This is a genomic window from Amycolatopsis sp. NPDC043885 (genome assembly GCF_056435685.1).
Map to the genome: position 1 here is coordinate 49158 of NZ_JBWKEA010000009.1, position 26103 is coordinate 75260.

23 protein-coding genes and 1 tRNA gene are annotated in these 26103 nt (G+C 69.3%); 14 read left to right on the top strand and 10 right to left on the bottom strand.

Going from position 1 to position 26103, the window contains the following annotated elements:
* Positions 1-4: 4 nt before the first annotated feature.
* Positions 5-433 carry a winged helix-turn-helix transcriptional regulator gene (locus AC069I_RS25040; protein WP_083649928.1) on the bottom strand — a complete coding sequence of 143 codons (429 nt, stop codon included), beginning with the start codon at positions 431-433 and terminating at the stop codon, positions 5-7.
* 91 nt (positions 434-524) lie between these two features.
* Between AC069I_RS25040 and AC069I_RS25045 the strand changes: the two genes are divergently transcribed.
* Positions 525-1973, top strand: a complete 1449-nt coding sequence (locus AC069I_RS25045) for an MFS transporter (protein WP_478266512.1) — start codon at positions 525-527, stop codon at positions 1971-1973.
* On the opposite strand, the gene AC069I_RS25050 is transcribed toward AC069I_RS25045, so the two are convergent.
* Positions 1913-2377: an SRPBCC family protein gene (locus AC069I_RS25050; RefSeq protein ID WP_478266513.1), complete on the bottom strand. Its 465-nt coding sequence runs from the start codon at positions 2375-2377 to the stop codon at positions 1913-1915. The two genes, AC069I_RS25045 and AC069I_RS25050, sit on opposite strands and share 61 nt — an antisense overlap.
* Before the next feature lie 66 nt (positions 2378-2443).
* Here AC069I_RS25050 and AC069I_RS25055 point away from each other — a divergent pair, with 66 nt between their 5' ends.
* Both AC069I_RS25055 and AC069I_RS25060 read left to right on the top strand, forming a co-directional pair.
* Positions 2444-2566 carry a hypothetical protein gene (locus tag AC069I_RS25055; protein WP_478266514.1) on the top strand — a complete coding sequence of 41 codons (123 nt, stop codon included), beginning with the start codon at positions 2444-2446 and terminating at the stop codon, positions 2564-2566.
* Between the two features lie 11 nt (positions 2567-2577).
* Positions 2578-2931, top strand: a complete 354-nt coding sequence (locus AC069I_RS25060; protein WP_478266515.1) for a hypothetical protein — start codon at positions 2578-2580, stop codon at positions 2929-2931.
* On the opposite strand, the gene AC069I_RS25065 is transcribed toward AC069I_RS25060, so the two are convergent.
* The 3 genes from AC069I_RS25065 to AC069I_RS25075 all read right to left on the bottom strand — a co-directional run bounded on the left by AC069I_RS25065 (position 2912) and on the right by AC069I_RS25075 (position 5681).
* Positions 2912-3910, bottom strand: a complete 999-nt coding sequence (locus tag AC069I_RS25065; RefSeq protein ID WP_478266516.1) for an aliphatic amidase — start codon at positions 3908-3910, stop codon at positions 2912-2914. The genes AC069I_RS25060 and AC069I_RS25065 overlap by 20 nt on opposite strands.
* A complete protein-coding gene (locus tag AC069I_RS25070; protein WP_478229207.1) occupies positions 3897-4520 on the bottom strand; it encodes an AmiS/UreI family transporter in 624 nt (207 codons plus the stop codon). The genes AC069I_RS25065 and AC069I_RS25070 overlap by 14 nt, the downstream gene beginning before the upstream one ends.
* 84 nt (positions 4521-4604) lie before the next feature.
* Positions 4605-5681, bottom strand: coding sequence for a substrate-binding domain-containing protein (locus AC069I_RS25075; RefSeq protein WP_478266517.1), 1077 nt, complete (start codon positions 5679-5681; stop codon positions 4605-4607).
* Between the two features lie 87 nt (positions 5682-5768).
* Between AC069I_RS25075 and AC069I_RS25080 the strand changes: the two genes are divergently transcribed.
* A complete protein-coding gene (locus tag AC069I_RS25080; protein ID WP_478229209.1) occupies positions 5769-6179 on the top strand; it encodes a MarR family transcriptional regulator in 411 nt (136 codons plus the stop codon).
* Positions 6180-6182: 3 nt separating this feature from the next.
* Here AC069I_RS25080 and AC069I_RS25085 read toward each other — a convergent pair whose 3' ends face one another.
* The 4 genes from AC069I_RS25085 to AC069I_RS25100 all read right to left on the bottom strand — a co-directional run bounded on the left by AC069I_RS25085 (position 6183) and on the right by AC069I_RS25100 (position 8983).
* On the bottom strand, positions 6183-6800 hold the full coding sequence (locus tag AC069I_RS25085) for an MFS transporter (protein ID WP_478232217.1): 618 nt from the start codon (positions 6798-6800) through the stop codon (positions 6183-6185).
* A 240-nt stretch (positions 6801-7040) separates the two neighbouring features.
* Positions 7041-7114: transfer RNA gene (locus AC069I_RS25090), tRNA-Arg, on the bottom strand.
* A gap of 243 nt (positions 7115-7357) precedes the next feature.
* Entirely contained in the window at positions 7358-7747 is a 390-nt protein-coding gene (locus AC069I_RS25095; protein WP_340687611.1) for a peptidase inhibitor family I36 protein, read from the bottom strand.
* Between the two features lie 186 nt (positions 7748-7933).
* Positions 7934-8983: a LacI family DNA-binding transcriptional regulator gene (locus AC069I_RS25100; protein ID WP_478266584.1), complete on the bottom strand. Its 1050-nt coding sequence runs from the start codon at positions 8981-8983 to the stop codon at positions 7934-7936.
* 122 nt (positions 8984-9105) lie between these two features.
* On the opposite strand from AC069I_RS25100, the gene AC069I_RS25105 reads away from it, so the two are divergent.
* Both AC069I_RS25105 and AC069I_RS25110 read left to right on the top strand, forming a co-directional pair.
* Positions 9106-10284, top strand: a complete 1179-nt coding sequence (locus tag AC069I_RS25105) for an MFS transporter (RefSeq protein WP_478229211.1) — start codon at positions 9106-9108, stop codon at positions 10282-10284.
* A 62-nt stretch (positions 10285-10346) separates the two neighbouring features.
* Entirely contained in the window at positions 10347-11519 is a 1173-nt protein-coding gene (locus AC069I_RS25110; protein WP_478229212.1) for a sensor histidine kinase, read from the top strand.
* Here AC069I_RS25110 and AC069I_RS25115 read toward each other — a convergent pair.
* The gene (locus tag AC069I_RS25115) at positions 11510-12148 is read right to left on the bottom strand and encodes a histidine phosphatase family protein (RefSeq protein WP_478229213.1); all 639 of its coding nucleotides are present in this window, start codon (positions 12146-12148) and stop codon (positions 11510-11512) included. The genes AC069I_RS25110 and AC069I_RS25115 overlap by 10 nt on opposite strands.
* A 42-nt stretch (positions 12149-12190) precedes the next feature.
* On the opposite strand from AC069I_RS25115, the gene AC069I_RS25120 reads away from it, so the two are divergent.
* The 8 genes from AC069I_RS25120 (at position 12191) to AC069I_RS25155 (ending at position 26043) form a co-directional block, all read left to right on the top strand.
* Positions 12191-14212: a bifunctional copper resistance protein CopD/cytochrome c oxidase assembly protein gene (locus AC069I_RS25120; RefSeq protein ID WP_478232213.1), complete on the top strand. Its 2022-nt coding sequence runs from the start codon at positions 12191-12193 to the stop codon at positions 14210-14212.
* A gap of 93 nt (positions 14213-14305) precedes the next feature.
* Positions 14306-14884, top strand: a complete 579-nt coding sequence (locus tag AC069I_RS25125) for a hypothetical protein (RefSeq protein WP_478266518.1) — start codon at positions 14306-14308, stop codon at positions 14882-14884.
* Positions 14885-14957: 73 nt separating this feature from the next.
* On the top strand, positions 14958-15407 hold the full coding sequence (locus AC069I_RS25130) for a single-stranded DNA-binding protein (RefSeq protein ID WP_340687617.1): 450 nt from the start codon (positions 14958-14960) through the stop codon (positions 15405-15407).
* A 96-nt stretch (positions 15408-15503) separates the two neighbouring features.
* Positions 15504-17180, top strand: a complete 1677-nt coding sequence (ettA, locus tag AC069I_RS25135; protein WP_478229216.1) for an energy-dependent translational throttle protein EttA — start codon at positions 15504-15506, stop codon at positions 17178-17180.
* A gap of 16 nt (positions 17181-17196) precedes the next feature.
* Positions 17197-19677: a hypothetical protein gene (locus tag AC069I_RS25140; protein ID WP_478266519.1), complete on the top strand. Its 2481-nt coding sequence runs from the start codon at positions 17197-17199 to the stop codon at positions 19675-19677.
* 345 nt (positions 19678-20022) lie between these two features.
* Entirely contained in the window at positions 20023-24996 is a 4974-nt protein-coding gene (locus tag AC069I_RS25145; RefSeq protein WP_478229218.1) for an NAD-glutamate dehydrogenase, read from the top strand.
* Positions 24996-25415, top strand: a complete 420-nt coding sequence (locus AC069I_RS25150; protein WP_340687620.1) for an acyl-CoA thioesterase — start codon at positions 24996-24998, stop codon at positions 25413-25415. Before AC069I_RS25145 ends, AC069I_RS25150 begins: the two co-directional genes overlap by 1 nt.
* Positions 25408-26043, top strand: coding sequence for a DUF8010 domain-containing protein (locus AC069I_RS25155; RefSeq protein WP_340687621.1), 636 nt, complete (start codon positions 25408-25410; stop codon positions 26041-26043). The genes AC069I_RS25150 and AC069I_RS25155 overlap by 8 nt, the downstream gene beginning before the upstream one ends.
* Positions 26044-26103: the final 60 nt, after the last annotated feature.

The following is a 26103-nucleotide window of genomic DNA, read 5'->3' on the forward strand; positions in this document are numbered from 1 at the left end:
CTCCCTAGGCGGTGACGCGTTTGTCGTACTGGGCGCGCGCGAGGGCGATTTCGCTCTGGTGGTCCTCGGTCCAGGTGACCAGCGACTGGATGGTCTGGTGGAGTGTCATGCCCAGCGGCGTCAGCGCGTACTCGACCCGGGGCGGCACCACCGGATAGACGGTCCGGTTCACCAGCCCGTCGCGTTCCAGATGCCGCAGCGTGGTGGTGAGCATGCGCTGGCTGATGCCGTCGATCTTGTACTTGAGTTCGGTGAACCGCAGCGTGTTCCGGTCGAGCAGAGCGATCACCAACAGCGACCACTTGTCCGCCACCCGGTCGAGGATCTGGCGGACCTCGCAGTCCTCGCGCGTGTCCCACTGGAAGGCCTCGTAGTCCTCCTCGGTGAGTTCGCAACGACTGGGTGAGTTCAAAGTGCCTTCTTCCATGGTCATCGATAGTGACGGACGATCCCTTTGGTTACAAGAGGGAACCGACCGGCTGATGAGTAACCGTCGGTTCCCGTTCACTGAGGGAGAGTCGATCTTGAGCAACACACGAACGCCGCCGCGCGCCGACCGGATGGGCGGGCGGGCCTGGGGCGTGCTCCTGGTGCTGTGCGGCGCCATCTTCCTGGAGGGCATCGACGTCGCGATGCTGAACGTGGCGCTGCCGTCCATCCGGGCCGAACTCGGGCTGTCGACGGCGACGCTGAGCGGCGTCGTGAGCGCCTACGTGCTCGGCTACGGCGGGTTCATGCTGCTGGGCGGACGCGCCGCCGACATGTACGGCCGCCGTCGCATGTTCCTCGCCTGGCTGGTGGTGTTCCTCGTCTTCTCCGGGCTGGGCGGGTTCGCCACCGAAGGCTGGATGCTGCTGCTCGCCCGGTTCGTCACCGGCGTCGCCGCGGCCTTCATGACCCCGGCCGGGCTGTCCATCATCACCACGAGCTTCGAGGAAGGCCCGAAACGCAACAAGGCGCTGCTGTTCTACGCCGGCACCGGAGCGGGCGGTTTCTCGCTCGGCCTGGTCATCGGCGGCCTGCTGACCAGGATCGACTGGCGATGGGTGTTCTTCACGCCGGTGATCCTGTCCGCCGTCATCCTGCTCGCCGCGCTGTGGCTCATCAAGGAACCGGCGGGCGAGGAACGCGTGCCGCGTCGCCTGGACTTCCCCGGAGCGCTCACCGTGACCGTGGCGATGCTGCTGATCGCCTACGCGGTGGTCCGCCTGGAACACCCCGGACAGGGCTGGGGCTGGACCCTCGCGTCGTTCGCCGGGGGAGTGGCGGCGCTGGCGGCCTTCGTGGCCGTCGAACGCCGCTCGCCCGCGCCACTGGTGCGGTTGGGCATCCTGAAGTCGGGGACGCTGGTGCGGGCGAACGCCGGCGCCCTGCTGTTCGCGGGATCGTTCTTCGGGTTCCAGTTCCTCGTCACGCTGTATCTGCAGGAACTGCTGGGCTGGTCGACGCTGGAGACGAGCCTGGCGCTGCTGGCCGTCGGGATCGACGCGATCCTCGCGCCGACGCTGACCCCGCGGCTGGTGGCGAGGTTCGGCAACACCCGGCTGATCTTCGGCGGACTCGTGCTCGCCGCCGTGGCGTACGCGCTGTTCCTGCCGCTGGGCCTGGACTGGACATATGCGGCGATGTTCCCGTCGATGATCATCCTGGGCCTCGGGTTCGCGCTCGCCTACGGTCCGCTGACGATCGTCGCCACCGACGGGATCGCCGAGGACGAACAGGGACTCGCGGGTGGGTTGCTGTACACGGCGTTCCAGTTCGGCGCGGCGCTCGGGCTGTCCGCGGTGACCGCCGTCAACGTCGCCGCGCTCGGTGACGGTTCGCGAGAGGCCGCGCTCAGCGGTTTCCGGGCTGCGCTGGTCGTGCCGCTGGTCATGGCCGTCCTCGCCGCGATCGTGATCGCGTCCGGCCGTCAGCGCGTTTCGGCGAAGGAGGCCAGGTTGGCCAGTGAAGAGGCGATACCGGCCTCGTGATCGGCCTGGCCGATGCCGGACGGCACGTCCGTCGCGGTGACGGTCACCTCGGTGGCGTGATCCGCGGCGGCCAGGCTCCAGGTCATCGTCATGGTGCCCGCGAACGCCGGGTCTTCGGACTCGAAGACGGCCTTTTGCACCACGCGTTCCGCGGGCACCAGCTCGGCGAACCCGACTTCGACCACGTCCGTCGCGTCCGACGATTTGCCGGGCGCGGCGGACGCGTCGAGGTAGGTGAGGACCATGCGGAAACCGCCGCCGGGACGCGGATCCCAGTGCTCGATCCGGCCGCGCATCCCCTCGGGCGGCAGCCAGGCTTCGAGCGACTCGCGGTCCAGGAGTGCCTGGTAGACGGTCTCGGGCGGGGCGGCGATCCTCCGGCTGCCGCTGTCGATCCTGTCCATGACGCCGAGTCTAAGGGCGGATAGGCCGATCATCGCGGATCACGGACGGCGGTGGTCCGGGGAAGGGTGATCCGCATCGACTACTTCATCGCCTGGTCCGCCTTTCTCGGCGGCTGGCTCCTCGTCGCCGGACCCGTGTACCAGGGCGCGCTCGAACTCCGTGAGGAGAGCGAGCGCTTCGCGACCTGAGGTCGGTCGAGGTGCCCCGGCCCGATTTCGGGGAGCCTGCTTCCCGCTGGTGGTGGCTGCTGCCGCCGGTGGCCATCGCCAAGGAACGGCGACGGCGACGCAAGGTGCACCGCGAGGTCATGAACTCGTTCACGGCCGAGCAGCGGCGCACCATGGCCACCTTCGCCAACAAGGCCCGCGGCTGGTTCATCGTGACCGCGGGCGCCTTCTTCATCGCCCTCAAGGAAACGTGGCACCTGAACCACCTGTACCACTGGCCTTTGTGGACCTACTTCGCGCTCGTGCTCGTCCCGCTCGCGTTGAGTTTCGCCCCCACGTCGAGGGGTGTCCGGCCCACCGTCCTCATCATGGGTGCCGAGGAGTGATGGTGTCGCGGGTGATCGACTCGACCTTCTCCTGCGCTTTCTTGGCGTCGGTGACCCAGAGCTTGTAGAAGTCGAACGGGCACTCGGCCACGCCCTTGTCGCCTTCGTCCGCGTCCTGCACCCCGGTGTAGCCGCGGTGCAGCAGCTTGAAGATGTGGTTCTGCGACTGGTCGTAGGTGCGCGCGTCGCGGATCGCCGAGACCGACAGTTGCGCGTACTGGATCCCGTATTCCTCTTCGCCGGTCTCGCCGAGGGTGCGGCCGTCGAAGCCGATGATCGCGGAATGGCCGAAGTACGAGTACACGCCGTCGAAACCGGCGGCGTTCGCCACGGCGACGTAACAGTTGTTGGCCCACGCCATCGCCTTGGCCATCAGGACCTGCTGCTCCTTGGCCGGGTACATGTAGCCCTGGCAGCGCACGATCAGTTCGGCGCCCTTCATCGCGCAGTCGCGCCAGATCTCCGGGTAGTTCCCGTCGTCGCAGATGATCAGCGAGATCTTCATGCCCTTCGGGCCGTCGCTGACGTAGGTGTCTTCGCCCGGGTACCAGCCTTCGATCGGGCACCACGGCAGGATCTTGCGGTACTTCTGGACGATCTCGCCGCGGTCGTTGATGAGCACGAGCGTGTTGTACGGCGGCTTGTCCGGGTGGTCCTCGTGCCGCTCGCCGGTGATGGAGAAGACGCCCCAGGTCTGGGCTTCCCGGCACGCGGCCGCGAAGATCTCGGTCTCCTCGCCGGGGATCGTCGCCGCGGTCTCGTACATTTCCTTCGGGTCGTACATGATGCCCTGCGTCGAGTACTCGGGGAACACCACGAGATCCATTCCGGGAAGCCCGGACTTCATGCCCACCACCATTTCGGCGATCTTGCGGGCGTTGTCGAGGACTTCGGCCTTGGTGTGCAGCCGCGGCATCTTGTAGTTGACCACCGCGACACCGACCGTGTCCGGGCTGGCGGAAATGTCACCGTGTCGCATGAAGACTCCTTTTCTCCGAACGGTTTTTCAGGACGTCGAGGGAACCGGCGGCCGCGACCAGCGCCACCGCGATCGCCGCCGCCAGCAGCGCGGTGCCGCCGTCGCTGCGGTAAGCGCCGGTCAGGCCGAGGAAGGCGGGCACCGTGCACGTCGGCTGGCTGAGCAGCAGGACGGTCCAGCCGGTGAACCGGGTCAGCTGTTCTTTCCCGAGGCCGAGCACCACGAAGAACAGGGCCCACAGCAACGCCCAGGACAACCAGATGACGCCGAACACCGGGTCGTTGTCGTGCCAAAAGGCGATTCCCGCGTACACCACGGCGGCGCCCGCCACGAAGAGCGAGAACCAGCCGATACCTTCGGGTGCCAGGCCCGCGAGGTTCGCGATGCCGACGTAAAGGTAGGTGAAACCGAACAGGTACAGGCCGGACGCGGCGAGGATCGCGTCCGGATTCCCGTTCGCCTGGACGATCAGCACGGTCGGGGTGACGCACTGCAGGGCGCCGACGAACAGGTTCAGCACCGCCGCCGAACGCGATGGTACCCGTCCGAGCAACATCAGGCCGTTGATCATCAAGGCGGCGCCGACGTAGAGCAGGCCCACGTTGCCCATGCTCACCTCCGCATAACGTGCGTCATATGGAATAGTTTCAAATGAAAGTAAGTGGTGTGCCGGAGCGAGTCAAGAGGGTGGATTTCAGAGCCGGGTGAGGACTTCGAAGTCGTAGCCGTCGGCGACCGCGAGATGGACGTGCTGATCGGCCTGCTGCCCGCGGAACTCGATCGTGCCGCGCGGTCCGTGATAAGCGACGCCGTCGATCGCCGCGTTGAGCGCCGGAAGCTCCGACGTCCCCGCCCTGCCGACGAGTTGGGCCAGTGTATGCAGCCCCTCGTAACAGGATTCGGCGGCGTTGTTCAAGGCCGGCGCGCCGGGGCCGTTGCGGCCCACGTAGCGGCCGAGGAGGTCCATCGCGTCGGCGGTGACCATCGAGCGGAAGTAGGCGGCGGAGACGTAGAGGTTGCCGGTGGCGTTCGCGCCACTGGCGAGAAGCATGTTCTCCTCCATCAGCGGGCTGAAGCGGAGCAGCCGGTCGCTGAGCCCGTGCGCGGCGAAAGCCCGGTTGAAGCGCACCGCGTCCTGTCCGACCAGCAACATGAGCACACCGTCGCTTGTGGACTGTTCGACCTCGCGGACCACTGTGGACATATCGCCCGCGCCGAGCCCGACGAAGGCCTCTCCGGTGATGCGCAGATCGAGATCCTTGGCGTATTGGTGGATCGCGCGGGTCGATCGGTGCGGCCACACGTAGTCGTCGCCGACGACGAACCAGCGCCGGGCGCCGAGGTGATCGCGCAGCCAGCGCAGTGCCGGCTCGATCTGGCAGCGCGGCGTCTCGCCCGTGCAGAAGATGCCCGAGCGGCGCTCGCCGCCTTCGTAGAGCGAGGTGTAGACATACGGCACCCTGTCGGCCACCACCGGCGCGAGCGCGTGCCGGATCGACGAGATATGCCAGCCGCTCACCGCGTCGACCCGCCCACCGGCGACCAGGCGCCGCACTTCGTCGGCTACTCGCGCGGGAGTGCCGCCGCCGTCGACCACCTCGGCCTCGACCCGCCTGCCGAGGATGCCGCCGGATTCGTTGAGTTCGTGGACGGCCAGCTCCGTGATCGCCTCGCACGACGGGCCGAACAGCCCGGCCGGTCCCTGCAACGGGACCACCATGGCCACACGCCAGGTGTCGTCGCGGGGCCGGGTGGCGAGGCGTGGGGGCATGGCGCTCCGTGCGGTGGCCCGGTAAGGTCAAAGTGCTTTCACCTGGAAGTATTGCGAGGGTGTCCGGTTTTGGCAAGGGGACGGGATATGGGGACACGCGGCGTCACGACCGCCGGAACGTCGCTCACCGGCTCGCTCACCCGCGCCGCCCGCGCCGTCGCCGCCAGGGTGGAGCAGGTGCTCGCCAAGGAAGGTCTCACCCTGGACCAATGGCTGGTGCTGGACACGCTGAGCGGCAAGGGCGGCCTCGCCATGGCCGACCTCGCCGACCGGACGCTCGCCACCGCCCCGACGTTGACCAGGGTGGTCGACAAACTCGTGACCACCGCGCAGGCCTACCGCGAGGTCGACGCCGCCGACAGACGCCGCGTCCTCGTCCACCTCAGCGCCCGCGGCCGGGCGACGCACCGGCGCGTGGCCGCGAAGGTGTCAGAGGTGGAAGCCCGGCTCGACGTGCCGGACGAAGTGCTCGTGGCGTTGCGGGGGCTCGGCGACTGAAGGTCAGGGGTGTTTCGGCCTGGCCAGCGCGACGATGCCGATGACCCCGGCGACGACGAGCGCGACGAACACGAACAGCGCCGCCACCACGAACACCACGCGGAAGCCGGTGGCGTCCGAGAGCAGCCCGCCGAGAACCGGTGCGGCCACCAAGGCGAGGACACCGAGGCCCGCCGTCACGCCGGCCGCGACGCCGCGACCGGTTCTGAGACGCCGGATCAGCGCGACGGTCACACCGAGGACGGCGCCCGCGCCGAGTCCGTTGAGCACCCGCCCGACCAGGAGCAGGCCGCTGCTGGGCCCGAAGGCGACCAGCAGCACGCCGAGGAGCATCAAGACGATCGCGGGCACGGTCACCGACGTCGGAAAGCGCGCGCCGAGCAGCAGGCCCGCGGGGAAGGCGATCGCGGCCGCGACGACATACGCCACGAGACCGTTCAGCAGCAGCGACTGGCTGGACATGCCCAGATCGATCTGCAGGGCCGACTCGCCGTCGAACCGGTAGATCACGGTGAGCAGGAACAGGCCGATGAGCGCGGCGAACCCGGGTCCGATGACGAGCCACCAGGGAGGCGCGGCGGTCGGTTGCGAGTCGCGCTGGGTCGGCGTCGGCACGTACATGGGCACAACCTATAGCGCACGGCGAGGTGGGTGGACCACTTCACGAAGCCTTGCCGGTGTGACAGTGACCAACAACAGGGGTAAGGCGTCACGGACCGCCACTGCTGGGGCATCCGGAGAGGCCCCAGCAGTGCCGCCCGCGCGAGCGTGACGCGGATCGAAAGTGCTGGGTTTGTGCTGACCCAGCCCCTTCTGCGTTTGAGTTGGCTGGTCACAAAGTGCTTGTGACCAGCCGCGACGTGCCCCCGGCAGGACTTGAACCTGCGACCTAGAGATTAGAAGGCTCTTGCTCTATCCAGCTGAGCTACGAGGGCCGACGTCGGCGACGTTGGGTGTCGCCCAGCATCGGCAGCTTAGCCGTCGCCTACCTGTCGATCGTTCGACACCGCCAGATCGTTTCAGGTCGAGCCCACCCTTTTTTTGGAACGCCCGTGAGCGCGTCACGACGCGGGGTGACGCGCTCACGGGCCGGGGCCGCTTCGGGGGAGCGGCCCCTGGGTTCGCGCAGGTCGCGAGTCGACTCTTCCGCGAGCGACCGGCGCGAACCGCCGGGGTGGTCAGTCCCAGATCTTGAGGGCGCGAATCACGAACGGACCCTGGGGCACGTAGGTGCCGCCACCCGGATAGGTGATGAAATCTCCTTCGGTCGTGCACTCCTCGCTTTGGTAAATCGTCACGTCCCTGCTCAGCCGGTTGACGAACGAATGCCCGTCGAAGCCTTCGGGTAAGGGAATGCATTCGTCGGGATTGGAGGTGCGCAGGTCGAATTTGTGCACCGCGCCGCCGTACGATTCTTCGCCCCAGACGCAGAACTCGCCCTTCTGGCAGGCGGGTTCGGGCGGCGCCGTGGCGGCGCTCGCGACTCCGGCGCTGGTCAGAAGGCCGACCATGGCCAGCAGGAGCACGTGTGGGAGGCGGGCGCGCAGGTTGGTCAAACGTCGTTGCATGGCTGGGTTCTCCCCCGTGAATCGGCGCTCGATCGCCGTCGGTGAATGTGTGATTCCACGATGGCGCGCGGGGAAGGGTTTGTCTGCCCGCATTTCTACTTCTGTGGATAAGTAGTTGTGCGCCGCTCGATCGGGGCGAGTTGTCCACATATCACCGGGGCGCCTTGCGCGCGCCGGAATCGGCTGCTAAGCGGGCGCGGTGGAATCCCGGACGACCAGTTCGGCGGGTACCTCGGCGGGCGCGGGGACCTTCTCCCCGCGCAGCAGGGCCAGCACCAGTTCGCCGGCCGCCCGTCCTTTGGCGGCCAGGTCCTGCCGGACCGTCGTCAGCGGTGGTTCGGACCACCGGGCGGGCGGGACGTCGTCGTAGCCCACGACCGAAAGGTCGCCCGGGACGGACAGGCCGAGCTGTCTGGCGGCCGAAATCGCCGCCAGGGCCAGCAGATCCGACATGCACAGCAGCGCCGTCGGCCGTGGCAGCCGATCCAACAGGCCGAAAGCGCTCGGGAGAGCTCCTTCGACCGAGAGCCCGGACGCCTCCCAGATCGGCACGTCCGCCGTCGGGATCCCCGCCTCGGCCAGCGTCTCCAGGTAGCCGGCCATCCGTTCGCGGTTGTCGTGGAACCGGCTGTTCCGGGCCTCGGCCGCGCTCAGTTCGCCGCCGCGCGGCGCCGAGAGGCACTGCGCCGAGAAGATCCCGATCCGCCGGTGCCCGAGTTCCACCAGGTGCCGGGCCGCGGCGGCCGCTCCCGCCCGGTCCGCGACGCCGATCCTCGCCGAACCGCGGATATGCGGCTGGTCGATCACCACCAGCGGCAGGCCCCTGTCCCGGACCGCGGTCAGCGCCGGCGCGCCGTCGGCCAGCGAATACGCCACCGCGATGTCGGCCTGCGCGGTCAGGATCCGCTCCGCGCGCGGGCCGCCGCTCTCGCCGTCGCCGGGCAGCAGCAGAAGGGCGTGCCCCTCGGGATCGACGACGGTCGAGAGCGCGTCGAGGGTGACCGACAACGCGGGATCCGAGAACGCCGTCGAAAGATTCGTGTCGAGCAGGACGGCGATCGCGCCGGTGCGGCTGGTGGCGAGACTGCGGGCGGTCGGGTTCGGCCCCGCGTACCCGATTTTCTTGGCCGCGCGAAGCACCTCTTCCCGCAGCTGGGCGGACAGCTGATCGGGCCGGTTGTAGGCGTTGGAGACGGTCGCGCGCGACACCCCGACGGCGTCGGCGACATCGTCCAACGTCGGCCTTCGCCGTCGCGTGCTGGTCACCGCCGCAGTCTAGGCGCTGACGGCGCCAGTGGACTTTCTGAAGCGCTTAAGTCATTCTGGGGGAAGAGGAAATCGAAAGGAGACTGGGGTCTATGCGTGACCGTACGGCCGTTTTCGTCGTGTTCGCGCTCAACGGGGCGGCGCTCGGCTCCTGGGCGCCGAGGACTCCGGCGTTGTCGGAAAGAGTGGACGCCTCGCCGGGTGTCTTCGGTCTTGCCCTGCTGGGCGCCAGCGTCGGCATGCTGATCGCGGCGTCGGTTTCGGGGCGGCTGATCGAGCGGTACGGTGCCCGCGCGGTGGTCGCGGGCAGCACGATCATCGCCTGCGCGGCGTTGCCGATGATCGGTTTCTCGACGTCGGTCGTCCTGCTCGCCGGGGCGTTGTTCGTCCTCGGGGCGAGCGTCGGCGCGCTCGACGTGGCGATGAACGTCGCCGGAGTCGAGGTGGAGCGCCGGACCGGACGCGCGATCATGCCGATCCTGCACGCCGGATTCAGCTTCGGCGCGTTGGCGGGCTCCGTCGCCGCGGGGTTCGCCGCGTCGCACCACTGGTCGCCGGGGAGGCATCTCACGGTCGCCGCGCTGGCCGCCCTGGTGGTGCTCGCCTTCGTCATCGCCGCCGTGCCCGGCGCGCGACCCGTACACACCGAACCCGTCGAGAAGCCGAGAGTGGCGCCGATCAAACGTCCCGTCCTCTGGCTGCTCGCCGCCATCGCGCTGTTCTCGGCGATCGCGGAGGGGGCGAGTTCGGACTGGTCCGCCCTGCTGATGACGTCCGTGCACGGGGTCGGCGACGGCGCCGCCGCCTTCGCGTACTCGGGATTCGCCCTGGCCATGGCGCTCGCCAGGCTCGCGGGTGCCTGGCTTCAGAACCGTTTCGGCGCGACGCGTGCGCTGGCGGTGGGTGCCGGGATCGCCGCCGCCGGCCTCGTGCTCGCCGCGCTGGCCCACGTTCCGGTGTTCGGCTTCGTCGGCTTCGCGCTGGCGGGTGCCGGGCTCGCCGCGGCCTTCCCGATCGCGTTGAGTCTCGCGGGCGCGTCGGGCAAACGCGCCGACGGGACGGGAGGCGAGCGCGAACTGGCCTTCGTCACGGCGATCGCCTACACCGGTTTCCTCGCCGGACCGCCGCTGATCGGCGGGATCGCGCAGGTGACATCGCTTTCGGTGTCGTTCCTGTTCGTCGGGCTGACCGCCGCGCTGATCGTGCCGTCCGCGGTGGCCGCGGCGCGGGCGCGGAAACGTGAGGAGGCGGTCGACCCCGTCGCCCGTTGACATCTCGGTAAACTGAAATGAATGCGCTTCGGTCGCTGTTTCAGTGAGGCTAATCCGGGAGGGTGCTGATGCTCGGCGGCGGCAGAGGTATCCCCGCGCGACTGGTGCGGACCACGGTGCCCTGGCTGGTCCTGGTCCCGGTGGCGTTCCGGCTGGCGATGCTGGTGCAAGCGCTGTGGGTGGCGGGCCTGGGATCTTCGGTGCTGTGGACGTTCGTGGCGCTGCATCTGGTGCCCAACGTCGTCGCGACCGTCTGGACCTTCCGCTGGTCCGCGGCCGGGACGAGGCTGGTTCCGTTGGTGGACAGCGCGTTCGCCGCGCTCTTCGTCCTCGGGGCGGCGCCGTTCGCGCAGGACACCGCGATCACGTCGATCACCTGGACCCATCTGATGGGCACGGTGATGGTCTGGACCCTGCTGCGCGGCGCGGCGGCCGGGGCACTGGCCATCGGGGCCGCGGTGGTACCGCACGTCCTGCTGGATCCGGCCTCCTCACTCGGTCTCCTTCTCACGCTCGCGACCGCGCTGGTGGTGTCGCTCGCGGTCGCCGGCCTGGTCGGCGCGTCGATGCGGTTCGCGGTCGGGTTCGGGGAGCAGCGGGGCCGGGCCGCGGAACGTGAGAGGCACCGCCGCGACGTCCACGACACCGTCCTGCAGGTGATGGAGTCGTTCGCGATCCCCGCACCCGCCGACGAACTCGACCCGGCGGCCAGCCTCGACCGCGTCCGCCGCATCGCACGCGCTCAGGCGATGCGCATCCGGATCAGCCTCGAACACGAATCCACCGAAGGAATCGGACTGCGCCAGCGGCTGCGGCTGCTCGCCGCCGAAATGGCCGCGGAGGGGCTGCGCGTCGAGGTCGTCGTTCAGGACGACGCCGCTCCAGAGCTTTCGGAGGAGGCGGCCATGGCGCTGCACGACTCCGCCAGGGAAGCCCTGCGCAACACGTTGAAGCACTCCGGGACCAGACGGGCCGTGGTGAGTGTCGAAGAGATCGGCGGCGGGGTTTCCTTGACGGTGCGCGATCACGGCGCCGGTTTCGACGTCGGGGCCCGGCGGCGTGGCTTCGGCCTCGAGAACTCGATCATCGCGCGGATGGCGGAGATCGGCGGATTCGCGCGGATCGAATCCAGCCCTGGGCTGGGAACGAGGGTGGTGCTCCTCGCCCCTCCATCCATACCCCCGCCGCCGCCCTCAAAGGGGGCGCTGCGCGCCGCTGAACTGATTCAAACCTGAGTCTCCCCGTCGGGTGAGTCCCGCCACTGGCGGAACGGGCGGTCCAGCGTCCACTTGCCGTCGACCCGCTCCACGACGCGGTATTCGCAGGTCTTCGGGTTGGACAGGGACTCGAACAGCTCGATGCTCCAGCCGAAGAGCCGTCGGCACAGCAAGCGGATGGTGAGCCCGTGTGAGACGACCAGCACGGTTTCGGGGTGATCTTCGCCGCACGCCGCCAGCTCGCTGAGGAACGCCGCGACCCGGTCGTCGACGTCCGCCCCGGACTCGCCGAACGGGAGCCGGTAGAAGAAGTGGCCGAACTCGTGGCGGCGTTGTTTCTGGACCTCCTGCTCCAGCGGGTCCTGGAGGTTGCCCCAGTCCTGTTCCCGCAGCCTCGGCTCCGGCACGATCCGCTCGCAGGCCTCCCGGATGTCCAGCAGCCGCAACGTTTCCCGTGTCCGCAGATAGGGGCTGACGTAGACCGCCGTCCGCTGCCCGCCGAGGACCTCCTTGAGCTCCGGGCCCGCCAGCTTCGCCTGCTCACGACCGGCGTCGGTCAGCGGCAGGGCGTGGTCGGGGATCCGGGTGTAGGCGAGTTCGTCGACGTTGCCGAGTGACTCGGCGTGCCTCAGCAGGATGATCCGCACGCCGCCATCTTGCCGGTTGCGCGTTCGGCATACCCTCGTGACGTGCCTTCAGACCCCGAGACGAAACCGGCCCCACCCGCGCGGAAGGCCGGTGTCCTGCCGCTGGTGTCGATCGGGGCGCTCCTGGCCGCGGTGGTGGCCGTCGGCCTCGTCGCGCTGACCGGTGGCGCCGGTTACGTCATCGCCGGACTCCCGGACCCGGGCCTGGTGACCCGCTACGGCATCACCGTCGTCCGGGTACTGGCCGAGGCGGCTTCGGTGCTGTGCGTGGGTTCGCTGCTGCTCGCCGCGTTCCTCGTCCCGCCGCAGAAGTCCGGCACGCTCGCGGCCGACGGTTACGCCGCCATCCGGGTCGCCGGCGTCGCGGCGTGGGTCTGGTTCTTCGCGGCCGCCGCGTCGATCTTCTTCTCCGCGGCCGACGGCGCGGGCCGCCCGTTCACCGAGGTGCTCTCGCCGCAGGTACTGGTCGACCTCGTCGACGCCATCGAGCAGCCGAAGGCCTGGCTGTTCACCGCGTTGATCGCGTTGCTGGTCGCGCTCGGCTGCCGTCTCGCGCTGACCTGGGGCTGGACGACGGTGGTCTTCTTCCTGTCCGTCGGCGGCCTGGTCCCGGTCGCGGTCACGGGGCATTCCGCGAGCGGCGGCTCGCACGACATGGCGACCAACAGCCTGCTGTACCACCTGGTCGCCGCCGCGTTGTGGGTCGGCGGGCTGGTGGCGCTGCTGGCACTCGGCTGGCGCCGCGGCGAGAACCTCAAGCTCGCCGCGACGCGGTTTTCGAAGCTGGCGCTGGTGTGCTGGATCGTGATGGCGGTCTCCGGCATCGTGAACGCGCTGGTGCGGATCAGGATCGCCGACCTGTTCACCACCGACTACGGCCTCCTGGTGGTCGCGAAGGTCGTCGCGTTGCTGCTGCTCGGCGTCTTCGGCCATCAGCAACGGCAGAAGGGGGTCGCCGGGCTGGTGAACGGAGCGGGCGGTGGTCAGCTGCTGCGGCTCGCCGCGGTCGAGGTGCTGATCATGTTCGTCACGATCGGCATCGCGACCGGGCTCGCGAAGACCCCGCCGCCGCAGGAATCGCTGACCCAGCCGTCGACAACGGAACTGCTGATCGGGTACGACCTCTACGGTCCTCCGACGGTCTTCCGGCTGCTCACGGACTGGCGGTTCGACCTCGTCTACGGCACCCTCGCGCTCGTTCTCGCCGGGCTGTACCTCGCCGGAGTCCGGCGGCTGCGGCGCCGCGGTGACACCTGGGCCACCGGCCGGACGGTCGCGTGGCTCGCGGGCTGTTTCGTGCTGCTGATCGCGACGTCGTCCGGTATCGGCCGGTACGCGCCCGCGATGTTCAGCGTGCACATGGGCAACCACATGTTGCTGTCCATGGTGGCGCCGGTGCTCTTCGTGCTCGGCGGGCCCGTGACGCTCGCGCTGCGCGCGCTGCCCACTGCGGGCAAGGACGCCCCGCCCGGACCGCGTGAATGGCTGCTCGCCTTCGTGCACTCGCCGCTGTCGAGGTTCTTGACGCATCCGATCGTCGCGCTACTGCTGTTCGTCGGTTCCTTCTACGGCCTGTACTTCTCGGGCCTGTTCGATTCGGCGCTGAACTACCACTGGGCGCATCTGGCGATGAACGCGCACTTCCTGCTCGCCGGGTACGTCTTCTACTGGCCGGTGATCGGTGTCGACCCGGCGCCACGACGGCTCCCGCCGCTGGGACGGCTGGGGATGATGTTCGCGGCAATGCCGTTCCACGCGTTCTTCGGGATCGCGCTGATGAGCATGCAGACCGTGCTCGGACAGGATTTCTACCGCGGGCTGAAACTGCCGTGGGTCACCGACCTCCTCACCGATCAGCGGCTCGGCGGCGGGATCGCGTGGGCGTCCGGTGAGCTGCCGGTACTGCTGGTGCTCGTCGCGCTGCTGGTGCAGTGGGCGCGGCAGGACGAGCGGGAGGCGCGGCGCCGGGATCGCCGCGAAGAGGCCTCCGGTGACGCGGATCTGAACGCCTACAACGCGATGCTGAAGAAACTCGCCGATCAGGAACGGGGGCCCGGCTCCTAGAGCTTTGGCCGCAACCGGACAACGGGGCGGCGGCGCCCGTCACGGTGGGAACCTGGGTTTCGGTGGCAGGTTCACCATCGTGGGGAGACCGCGGTGGCAGACGAAATCGGAGCAACCGTCCGCAGGCTTCTGGAGCAACGGAAGCTCTTCCTGAAGCCGGAACACGACGACTTCGGGAAGGCCGTGTACGTCTGCGTCGACGACAGGACACCGGGCGGTTTCCCGGTCGGCCATGTCATCGCGACGGCGGGTGGCCGGGCGTGGCTCGCCTACGCCCGTATCCCCAAGGGCGGCTTCCACGAAATCGCCCAGGTGGCCGTCGGGTTGCCGACGTTCGACGCGGCCATCCGTGCCGTTCTCGACCACGCTCGGTCCGCCGACATCCTCCGAGCCGTTGAACGGCGTCCGGGAGCGGCCGCGAAGACCTACACCGCGATCGTGGACCCGGGGCACGCCGAATGGCTCACCACGCTGGAAGAACCCCAGGGCATCACCCACCTCGGCAGACGAGCTGGTGGTCGATCTGGTGCCCTACAAGCTGACACGCGATCGGTAGTGCCCCTTACCACGCCTCGCCGACAAAGCCCGCTCTTCCGCCCCGAGTTGTCCACAGGAAGCCCACAACGCCCGGAGTTGTCCACAGATCCGGTTTTCGTCCCTTTCCGCCCTTGAGTCCGAGGCACTCTGTGATCAAGGGAAACGCCGGGAAGGTCCCGGAACGAGGAGAAGGGCGAGTGTGATGGCGATGGGCGAAACGTGGGTGACCATGATCGGCAACCTGACCAGCGAACCGGTCCACCATCCGGAGCGGGGGCACGGGCACGACGTCGTGTCGTTCGGCTTGCGGAGTGTCGAACGCCGGTACGACAAGGAAAGAGGGGAGTGGGGCGAGGGACGGCAGCTCGCGGTCAAGGTCACCTGCTGGCGCAAGCTGGCGATGGCGGCGTTCTCCTGCCTGAGCAAAGGCGACCCGGTGATCGTGGCCGGGAGGCTACGCGGCGCCGAGACCGCGGAGGAGATCCCGGCACCTCTGGGTCTACCTGAGCTTGAGGCCTTCTCCATCGGCCCCAACCTGGCGCGTTGCTCGGCCGAGATCCACCGGTTGGGACGTGACCGGCCCAGGGCGATCCCGTCGGTGCCGCCGCCCGCCGGGAATCCCATGGTCACCGCGCTGGAGGAGGCGCCCGTGGGCTGAGGTTCCGATGCTCACTCAGTGATATCGGGCTGACTGTCGGTAGCTCGGTGGTGACCGCCGTCAAGGCCGCGATCGCCTCGCTCTACGATCGTTTGCATGGCCGAGTTCATCTACACCATGAAGAAGGTGCGCAAGACCGTCGGGGACAAGGTCATCCTCGACGACGTCAGCACCGCGTTCTACCCCGGCGCCAAGATCGGCGTGGTGGGGCCGAACGGCGCGGGTAAGTCCACCGTTCTGAAGATCATGGCGGGGATCGAGCAGGCCAGCAACGGCGAAGCCTTCCTCCAGCCTGGCGCCAGCGTCGGCATCCTCATGCAGGAGCCGGAGCTCAACGAGGAAAAGACCGTCCGCGAAAACGTCGAAGAGGGCCTTGGCGACATCAAGGTCAAGCTCAACCGCTTCAACGAGGTCGCCGAGCTCATGGCGACCGACTACAGCGACGAGCTGATGGAGGAGATGGGCAAGCTCCAGGAGGAGCTCGACCACGCCGACGCGTGGGAGATCGACTCCACGGTCGAGCAGGCCATGGACGCGCTTCGCTGCCCACCGCCGGACGAGCCGGTCACCCACCTCTCCGGTGGTGAGCGCCGCCGGGTCGCGCTGTGCAAGCTGCTCCTGTCCGCTCCCGACCTGCTGCTCCTCGACGAGCCCACCAACCATTTGGACGCCGAAAGCGTGCTGTGGCTGGAGCAGTTCCTCGCGAACTACGCCGGCGCCGTCCTCGCCGTCACCCACGACCGGTACTTCCTGGACAACGTCGCCGAGTGGATCATGGAGCTCGACCGCGGCCGCGTCGTCGGCTACGAGGGCAACTACTCGACGTACCTGGAGAAGAAGCGCGAGCGTCTCGAGGTCCAGGGCAAGAAGGACGCCAAACTCGCCAAGCGGCTGAAGTCCGAACTCGAATGGGTCCGGTCCAATGCCAAGGCGCGCCAGACCAAGTCGCGGTCCCGGCTCGACCGCTACGAGGAGATGGCCGCGGAGGCGGACAAGCACCGCAAGCTCGACTTCGAAGAGATCCAGATCCCGCCGGGGCCCCGGCTGGGCAGTGTGGTCGTCGAGGTCGAGAAGCTGCGCAAGGGTTTCGACGACCGGGTGCTGATCGACGGGCTGTCGTTCGACCTGCCGCGCAACGGCATCGTCGGCGTGATCGGGCCGAACGGTGTCGGCAAGACGACCCTGTTCAAGACGATCGTCGGGCTCGAGGAGCCGGACGACGGCCGGGTCAAGATCGGCGAGACGGTCAAATTGTCCTATGTGGACCAGAATCGCGGCGGGATCGACCCGAAGAAGACGGTATGGGAGGTGGTTTCGGACAAGCTGGACTACATCCACGTCGGGCAGACCGAAATGCCCTCGCGTGCCTACGTCAGCGCGTTCGGTTTCAAGGGGCCGGACCAGCAGAAGCCGGCGGGCGTGCTCTCCGGTGGTGAGCGCAACCGGCTGAACCTGGCGCTGACCCTCAAACAGGGCGGGAACCTGATCCTGCTCGACGAGCCGACGAACGACCTGGACGTCGAGACCTTGAGCTCGCTGGAGAACGCTCTCGAGCAGTTCCCCGGCTGCGCCGTGGTCATCTCGCACGACCGGTGGTTCCTCGACCGGGTCGCGACGCACATCCTCGCCTGGGAAGGCACGGACGAGAACCCCTCGCAATGGTTCTGGTTCGAAGGTAACTTCGAGGGCTACGAGAAGAACAAGGTCGAACGCCTCGGTGCCGAGGCGGCTCGTCCGCACCGCGTCACCCATCGCAAGCTGACCCGCGACTGAGGGCCGGGGGTTCCCCGTGGAAGCCAGCAAGCGCCAACGGCCGGGCTCGCCCACCACCATGGTGGGCGGGCGGACGGCTGCCACCGGGGGAACCCTGTCCGCTGTCGGCAGGCTGATCGAACGCGCGGACGCCCTGCACCTGAGGGCGCCCGAGCTCGCACTGGTCCTCGGGGAGCGCGCGGCCGCGCTCGCCGAGGCCGCCGGTGCCGACGAGCAGTGGATCCGCGCGGAGAGCCTGGTGGTGAGCGCCCGGGTCCGGCTCGGTGGCCGTCCCCGGACGGTCGGCCGGGCCGTGGCCGCCCTGCGCGCCGCGGAACACGCGGGCTACGGCGACATCGCCGCCCGGCTGAGGATCGATCTGGCGGTCTGCGCGCGCAGCGTGGGCATCCCGTTGACGGGTCTGGCCGCGCTGCGTCCGTTGCTGGCGGATCCGGCGGTTTCGCCCTCGCACCGGGCGGAGGCGTTGTGTCACCTCGTGGGCTGCTTGGCGCAATTCGGCCGCAAGGCGGAACTGGACCGGGTGCTCGCCGAGGCGGACAAGCTCGTGCTCGGCGACGGCTCGATGGCGGCGGATTCCCAGTTGCTGATCCGCGCGCTGCTGAGGGTCGGGGTGTCGGCGCACCGTCGACGGCATGGTGACCTGACGTCGGCCGCCGACGCCGCGCGGACCGGGCTCGGCATGCTCGAAAAGCTCGGAAACCCGGAGGACGACGGAGGTCTCGTCCGGATCAGGCTGATCCTGCAACTCGTCTGCACGTTGCTGGACCGGGGCGACACGGAGATGGCGCGGGAGGTCGCGCAGCCGATCCTCGACGCGCCCGTCCGTGCCGCCGGGATCGCGCCCGCCGCGTGGCTGCGGCTGGCGGTGGCCACTCGTGTCCTGCTGCCCACGGGATCCGGTGAAGCCGCGGGAATGCTCGTCCGTGAGGCGGTCGCTGGGGCCGAGGACCACAACCTGCACGCCGTCACGGCACGGCTGTGGCTGGAACTCGCGCAGATCGAGGAACGGCTCGGCCGGGCCGAGGAGGCCATCGGCTGCCTGCACCGTTCGCGTGCCGCCGAACATCTGCACGCCCGTGCGCGCCGGCAGGCGTGCAACGTCCTGGTCGGCGAATTCGGCGCGGCCGAGAACGCGGCCGTCGACCTCGACGACGTCCTGCGTGCCGTCGCCGCGCGGCCGACCGCCGCCGCGGCGCCCGTTCCCGCGCCGGAACCGGCCGAGGTGACCGCGGTGATCCCGGCGATCGACGCGGCACCCCCGAAGCGTGCCGCTGCCGAGCCGCCGGTTCGCCGTGAGCCGCCGCGGCCCGTGCGGCAGAGCAGGCATGCGGAATCCGTGTCTGCGCGGCATACGCCGGTCGAACCTCCGCGCCCGGTGGAGCCTCCCGTGGCGCCGGTCGCGGAAAAGAGCGAAGCGCCGGTGCTGAAGCCGCCGTCCCGCCCCGAGCCCGCCAGGGAAGCGGTGACGTCCGACAGCGACTGGCGCCGTCGGGTGCCGAAGAAGACCAAGCCGTCGATCAGGTTCGAGCCCAAGGCCGAACCCGTCGCGCCGAAACTGCTGCCGCCGCCGAAGCCGGAGCCCGCGCCGCGCCCCGAACCGGTGTCGCGTCCGGAACCGGAGCCCGTGCGCCGTCGCCGTCAGGAGGAGCCCGCGGCTCGCGAGACCGTCGCTCCCGAACCGGCGATCGCCCGGCCGGAAACCCCGGCTCCGGTCACGCGGCGCCGGGCCGAGGAACCGGTGCCCGTCGCGGCGTCGGAGACCGTCCCGCCGGAACTGCTTCTCGCTCCCGAACCCGCCGCCGAACCACGGCCGCGCGTGGCCGCGGAGACCCGTCCGCCGGGTACCGCCGCGCCGTTGTGGGAGAGCGACGAGTGGGCGGCCGAAGAGCGGGCGCGCCGATCCTCGGCGCCGGTCTCGCGCAAGACCAGGCACGACGTCGAACACGGGTCCGTGGCGGCGAAATCGGTACTGGACCGGCTTGGGATCTCCAGCACGGGCGGGCAGGGCGGTGGCCGCCGCCGCGCGGACGGCGTCGCAGATCCCGTGCTCCCCGAACCCGTCACCGAAGAACGCGCCGGCACCGGCCGTGCCCGCCGGGAGCAGCCTCCCGTCGAGTACAGCGAACCCGCCGTCCCGCTCGCGCCGCCGCCTCGGGAGGACCCGGCCGGGGTCCAGGAAAGCTCTCGTTCGAGCGCCAAGGAAGAGGTCGCTGATCCGTGGCTGCCGCGGTTGCGGATGCCGCCGGCGCTGGACCCGCTGACCGACACCGGCTCCTGGCGGCCGATCACGCCGTTTCCGGAGAGCTACGCTCGCGCGATCGCGGAGGACGAGCCGCCGCCGGACGCCGGTCTCGCCGACCTGCTCGCCCGCGCGCTCGCGGAGCACCAGGCGGGTACCGCCAGTGCCGCCGCGCTCGTGAAGCAGCTCGGTTCCCAGGACTCGGGAAAGCGTCCCGTCAACGGCCACGACCGGCACCGCGCCAACGGCAGCGACTGACCCCGGGCGGTAGCAAAGGTCCCTTGCTCCCACTTCGGTGGAAGTGGCGGTCGGCTTGAACGATTCAGTTGGCCGGGTGAGGTCGCCCGAAGCGGCACCGCGCGGCAATGGGTGCTGGTCACCCCGGTGCGGCGGGCCGCCGCGAGGCCCGGACAGACCGCCGATGTGACCCGCGAGTAGCTGAACCGATCACGGCGATTCCGGTATCTGAGCAGGGAAATCTTCGACGGCAGGGAAGGACCCGGCCTTGTGGAGCCGACTGTCCGGAGCTGTAGGTTGGGTCTGGGCCGGTACAGAGTCGTGCCGGTCGCGGTGTCAATCTCGCTACAGTGGAGAGTTGCCTCAATGAGCTCGACGGGAGTCTCGTCCCCGCCCGGAAAAGATGTCGGCACCGAGGATGGCGCCCGGCGCCGGTCGGCGAACCCGGAGCAGATCCGGGACGACCTGATCGACGCCGCCGCGGCATACGCCCCGGAGATCGGCGACTTGATCCGCTTGTACTACCGGCACATCCCGGCCGAAGAGATTCTCGGTGACGACCCGGTCGACCTCGTCGGCGCCGTCCGCTCACATCTGCAGCTCGCGAAGGACCGGATGCCCGGCCGTCCCGCGGTGCGGTTGCTGAACCCGACGGGCCCCGAAGACGGCTGGACGCGTGAGGCCACCGTCGTGCAGGTCGTCACGGACGACATGCCGTACCTGGTGGATTCGGTCGCGGCCGAGTTCGCGCGGGACGGGGTGCAGGTGCAGCGCATCGTGCACCCGATCGTCGTGGTGAGCCGGGATCTGACCGGTGAGCTGCTGGAGGTCCACCCGGACGCGGATCCGGCGGAGCCGCCGTCGAATTCGGCGGCCGAGTCGTGGATGTACATCGAGATCGACCTGGTGACCGACCCGAACCGTGCCCGCGAGCTGGACAACCGGCTGTCGTCGGTGCTGGGCGATGTGCGTGAGGTCGTCGAGGACACCGACAAGATGGCGGAGACGGCGTGCCGTCTCGCCGACGAGCTGGACGGGAACCCGCCGCGGCTGCCCGCGCACGAGGTCGCGGAGGGCGCCCGGCTGTTGCGCTGGCTCGCCGACGGCCACTTCACCTTCCTCGGTTACCGCCGTTACGAGCTGATCGACAACCCGCACCCGGACAGCGACGAGCCCGCCCTGCGCGCGGTGCTCGCCACCGGGCTGGGTGTGCTGCGCCAGGACAGCCTGGCCGCGCGCGGTCTCACCGCCGGTCCGGACACGGCGGCGTCCGCGCTCGCGCCGACGCTGCTGGTGCTGACCCAGGCGAGTGCGCCGTCCACGGTGCACCGCCCGGTGTATCCGTACTACGTCGGTGTGAAGACGTTCGACGACAACGGGAACGTCACCGGCGAGCACCGGTTCCTCGGTATGTTCACCACCACCGCGCTGCACGAGAACGTGCTCGACATCCCGGTGGTCTGCAACCGGGTCCGCGAGGTCATCCACCGCGCGGGCTTCCCGATGGAGTCCTTCTCCGGCCAGCGGATGCTCGAAGTGCTGCAGAACTGGCCGCGCGCGGACCTGTTCTCGGCCGACACCGACTCGCTGTACTCGACGACGACGGGCGCGATCACGCTTTCGGATCGCAGACGGCTGCGCCTGTTCCTGCGCCGCGACCCGTACGGCCGTTTCTACTCGTGCCTCGTGTACCTCCCGCGTGACCGATACACGACCCGTTCGCGGCTCGCGATGCAGGAGGTCCTGCTCGAAGAACTCGAAGGCACACAACTGGAGTACAGCGCGCGCATCGGCGAGACCGTGCTCGCGCAGGTGCACTTCATCGTGCACACCGATCCGTCGCAGTGGTCCGAACCGGACACCCTGCGCATCCAGGAACGGCTCAACGAAGCCGTGCGCAGCTGGGACGACCGGATGGTCGAGGCGATCCTCGCCGAACGCCGCGGGCGCGCCGGGGACGGCGGCGCCCCGATCGGCCTGATGGGTGAAGAGTCCGCCGGTGAGCAGGGGCAGCGGTTCGCCGCGGTGTTCCCCGAGGGCTACAAGGAGGACTTCACCGCGCTCGAAGCGCTCGCCGACCTCCGTGCCCTGGAGTCGCTGACCGACGAGGGCGACCTGTCGATGTCGTTCTACCTGCCCGCCGACGCGGAGGCGGGGGAGCGGCGCTTCAAGCTGTACCTGCGCGGCGAGGGCGTCACCCTCTCCCAGGTGCTCCCGGTCCTGCAGCGGATGGGCGTCGAGGTCGTCGACGAACGGCCGTACGAACTGCGCCGCGAGGACGGCGGCCGGTCGTGGATCTACGACTTCGGCCTGCGGATCGACCCGCAGGTCCTCGACCACGCGGACAACGACCTCCGTACCCGCTTCCAGGACGCCTTCCACGCCGCGTGGCGCGGCGACTGCGAGGTCGACGGCTTCAACGGCCTCGTCCTGCGCGCCGGGCTCACCTGGCGCCAGGCGGCCATCCTGCGGGCCTACTCACGGTACCTGCGTCAGACGAAGATCCCGTTCTCGCAGGAGTACATCGAGAACACCGTCCTCGCGCACACCGACATCGCCACCGCGCTGGTGCGGCTGTTCGAGACGCGGTTCGACCTCGCGCTCGGCGACGAGGCCCGCGCGTCGCAGGCCGAGCAGCTCACCACCGAGATCGGCAAGCTGGTCGACGAGGTGACGAGCCTCGACGAGGACCGGATCCTGCGACGGCTGATGTCGGTCATCCTCGCCACGCTGCGGACGAACTACCACGTCACCGACGAGGACGAGAACTCCCGCCAGTACCTGGCGCTCAAGCTCGACCCGAGCGCGGTGCCCGAACTGCCCGAGCCGCGGCCGAAGTACGAGATCTTCGTGTACTCGCCCCGGATCGAGGGTGTGCATCTGCGCTTCGGCGACGTCGCGCGCGGTGGCCTGCGGTGGTCCGACCGCCGTGAGGACTTCCGCACCGAGATCCTCGGCCTGGTCAAGGCACAAGCGGTCAAGAACGCGGTCATCGTGCCTGTCGGCGCGAAGGGCGGCTTCGTCGTGAAGCGCCCGCCGGCGGCCACCGGTGACCCCGGGCTGGACCGTGACGCCCAGCTGAACGAGGGCATCGCCTGCTACCGGATGTTCATCTCCGGCCTGCTGGACGTGACCGACAACCGCGTCGAGGGCAAGACCGTCCCGGCGCCGCGGGTGGTCCGCCACGACGGCGACGACAGCTACCTCGTGGTCGCGGCGGACAAGGGGACCGCGAAGTTCTCCGACATCGCGAACGAGGTCTCGGCGAACTACGGGTTCTGGCTCGGCGACGCCTTCGCGTCCGGTGGCTCGGTCGGCTACGACCACAAGGCCATGGGCATCACCGCGAAGGGTGCTTGGGAGAGCGTCAAGCGCAACTTCCGCGAGCTGGGCAAGGACACTCAGACCGAGGACTTCACCGTCGTCGGCATCGGCGACATGATGGGTGACGTCTTCGGCAACGGCATGCTGCTCTCGGAGCACATCCGGCTCGTGGCCGCCTTCAACCACATGCACATCTTCCTCGACCCGAACCCGGATTCGGCGACCTCGTTCGCCGAGCGGCGCAGGCTGTTCGACCTGCCGCGGTCGTCGTGGGAGGACTACGACCGCTCGCTGATCAGCGAGGGCGGCGGGATCTACTCGCGGTCCGCGAAGACGATCCCGGTCAGCCCGCAGGTCCGCGAGGCGCTCGGGCTCGCCGGGGACGTCACCGCGTTGGCTCCGAACGACCTGATGCAGGCGATCCTGCTGGCCCCGGTCGAACTGCTGTGGAACGGCGGGATCGGCACCTACGTCAAGGCCGAGACCGAATCCCACGCGGACGCGGGCGACAAGGCCAACGACGCCCTGCGCGTCAACGGGAAGCAGCTCCGCGTCAAGGTCGTCGGCGAGGGCGGGAACCTGGGCCTGACCCAGCTCGGCCGGATCGAGTTCGCCCGCGCGGGCGGCAAGATCAACACCGACGCGCTCGACAACTCGGCGGGCGTCGACTGTTCGGACCACGAGGTCAACATCAAGATCCTGCTGGACCACCTGGTCTCGACCGGATCGTTGGACGCCGAGCAGCGCAACGAACTGCTGGGGCAGATGACCGACGAGGTCGGCGAGCTGGTGCTGGCCGACAACTACCGGCAGAACGCCGTGCTCGGGGTCAGCCGGGCGCACGCCGGCCCGATGGTCTCGGTGCACCAGCGGCTCGTCGCGGCGCTGGTCGCGAAGGGCGCTTTGGACCGCAAGCTCGAAGCGCTGCCGAGTTCGGCGGAGTTCCGCGCGCTGGAGAAGGCGGGCGAAGGCCTCACCTCGCCGGAGCTGGCGACGCTGCTCGCGCACGTCAAGCTCGACCTGAAGGACGAGCTGCTGGCGAGCGAGCTGCCGGACTCCGAGGTGTTCTCGCGTCGTCTGCCCGAGTACTTCCCGAAGCCGCTTCGGGAGCGCTTCGGCGACGCGATCTTCCAGCACCCGCTGAAGCGCGAGATCATCACGACGATGGTGGCCAACGAGGTCGTCGACGGCGCCGGCATCTCGTACGTCTTCCGCCTGATGGAGGAGATGAACGCGACCGCGACCGACGCCGTCCGCGCGTACGCCGTGGTCGCCCACGTGTACGACCTGCCGTCGCTGTGGGCCCAGATCGACGCGCTGGACAACGTCGTGCCGACCGAGGTCGCGGACGAGATGATGCTGGAGACCCGCAGGCTGCTCGACCGGGCCGCCCGCTGGTTCCTCACCAACCGGCCGCAGCCGCTGGCCCCGCTCGCCGAGATCAACCGGTTCGGCCGCGTCGTCGGTGAGCTGGCCCCGCGGGCGCACGAGCTGCTTCGCGGTGTCGAGCGCGCTTCGGTGGACGCGAACACCGAGCGGCTGATCGAGAAGGGCGTCCCGGCGGAACTCGCCGGACGGGTGGCGTTGCTGCTGCACACCTACGGCCTGCTCGACGTGACCGACGTCGCGGAGCTGGCCGAGCAGCAGGTGGGGATCGACGCGGTGCACACCCCGGCGGAGACCGCGGGCCTGTACTACGCGCTTTCCGACCACCTCGGCATCGACAAGATGCTGACGTCGATCAGTGGCCTCGAACGCGGCAACCGCTGGCACGCGCTCGCGCGGCTGGCGCTGCGGGACGACGTCTACGGTTCCTTGCGGACGATCACGCTGGACGCGTTGCGGCACAGCGATTCGGGTACCGACCCGGACGAGAAGATCGCCCACTGGGAGAAGACGAACGCTTCGCGGCTGCAGCGGGCTCGCGTCGCACTGGACGAGATCAGCCAGTCCGGCAAGCTCGACCTGGCGACGCTGTCGGTGGCGGCGAGGCAGATCCGGAGCACGGTGAGGTAGTGGCGTACATTTCCCTGATCCGGCCGCGCTGGTCGGATATGGACGTCTACGGGCACGTCAACCACGCGAATCTGGTGACCCTGCTCGAAGAGGCACGGATCCCCCTGCTGTTCGGGGACGCCGTCCGCGCGGGGCTCACCGAACTGCCCAAGGGCATCGTGGTGGTGAAGCTGGCCGTCCATTACCGTTCGCCGATCGTGGTGTCCGATCAGGACATCCGGGTGGAGATCTCGTTGAAGGACTTGAAGCACGCCAGCTTCACCCTCGGTTACCGGGTGCACGGTGGCCCGGCAGAGGCCGACAAGGTCGCGGTCACCGCCGAGACGGTGCTCGCGCCGTTCGACACCGCGTCGGAGCGGCCCCGGCGGCTGACCGAGGACGAACGTGCCTTCCTGGAGAAGGGGTTCGCGGATGCCTGAGCTCGTCATCCCGGACGCGGGCGACCGCGAAACGCTCGGCGCGTTCGTGGCCAGGGCGGTCCGGCTCGACCAGAACACGCTGGTGCGGTTGCGGCAGCGCGGTGACGGCGTCGTCGAGGCGTGGTGCGCGACGCCGTTCGAGGTCCTCGCGACCAGGGCCGTGGCCGGTGACATCTCGCCTTCGGACATCACGGTGTCCGGCAACGAGCTGCTCGCCGCGCTGACCGTCGCCGGCGGCGAGCGCATGGATCCGGGGCCTGCCCGCGACCTGATGTGGCACTCCGAACTGCCCGCCCCCGGCCGCTGGCAGCTGGTGGACGAGCTGCCGGCGACGGTGATCTCGGAGCTGGCCGATCGAGGGGTGACCCTCGCCCGCGACAACGTCGGCCCGCACGGCACGCCGCCGGCGTCGTTGATGGATCAGGCGGTGCTCACCGTTTCGGGCAACGAGCTGGAGATCAAGGTCCAGATGCGGTGCCTGTTCGCGCTGTCGGGGATGGGCTTCGTGGACTCGTCCATCGACGGCGACGTCGTCCGCGTCACCGCGACGGATTCGTGGATGCGCATCGACGCGCGGTACGGCGCGGTCCTCAAGCGCCGTCACGCGCTCCTGCCGCTGCTCTTCTGACGGCTTTCTTACGCTTCGCACCGCGGGTGGCTTCCGGCCGCCCGCGGTGTCAGGCTGTCT

Coding starts and splice junctions, on each gene's coding strand:
- AC069I_RS25040 (WP_083649928.1), bottom strand. CDS start 433: ATGACCATGGAAGAAGGCACTTTGAACTCACCCAGTCGTTGCGAACTC.
- ettA (WP_478229216.1), top strand. CDS start 15,504: ATGGCCGAGTTCATCTACACCATGAAGAAGGTGCGCAAGACCGTCGGG.
- AC069I_RS25065 (WP_478266516.1), bottom strand. CDS start 3,910: ATGCGACACGGTGACATTTCCGCCAGCCCGGACACGGTCGGTGTCGCG.
- AC069I_RS25070 (WP_478229207.1), bottom strand. CDS start 4,520: ATGGGCAACGTGGGCCTGCTCTACGTCGGCGCCGCCTTGATGATCAAC.
- AC069I_RS25145 (WP_478229218.1), top strand. CDS start 20,023: ATGAGCTCGACGGGAGTCTCGTCCCCGCCCGGAAAAGATGTCGGCACC.
- AC069I_RS25105 (WP_478229211.1), top strand. CDS start 9,106: ATGCGTGACCGTACGGCCGTTTTCGTCGTGTTCGCGCTCAACGGGGCG.
- AC069I_RS25095 (WP_340687611.1), bottom strand. CDS start 7,747: ATGCAACGACGTTTGACCAACCTGCGCGCCCGCCTCCCACACGTGCTC.
- AC069I_RS25130 (WP_340687617.1), top strand. CDS start 14,958: ATGGGCGAAACGTGGGTGACCATGATCGGCAACCTGACCAGCGAACCG.
- AC069I_RS25080 (WP_478229209.1), top strand. CDS start 5,769: ATGGGGACACGCGGCGTCACGACCGCCGGAACGTCGCTCACCGGCTCG.
- AC069I_RS25075 (WP_478266517.1), bottom strand. CDS start 5,681: ATGCCCCCACGCCTCGCCACCCGGCCCCGCGACGACACCTGGCGTGTG.
- AC069I_RS25155 (WP_340687621.1), top strand. CDS start 25,408: ATGCCTGAGCTCGTCATCCCGGACGCGGGCGACCGCGAAACGCTCGGC.
- AC069I_RS25085 (WP_478232217.1), bottom strand. CDS start 6,800: ATGTACGTGCCGACGCCGACCCAGCGCGACTCGCAACCGACCGCCGCG.
- AC069I_RS25050 (WP_478266513.1), bottom strand. CDS start 2,377: ATGGACAGGATCGACAGCGGCAGCCGGAGGATCGCCGCCCCGCCCGAG.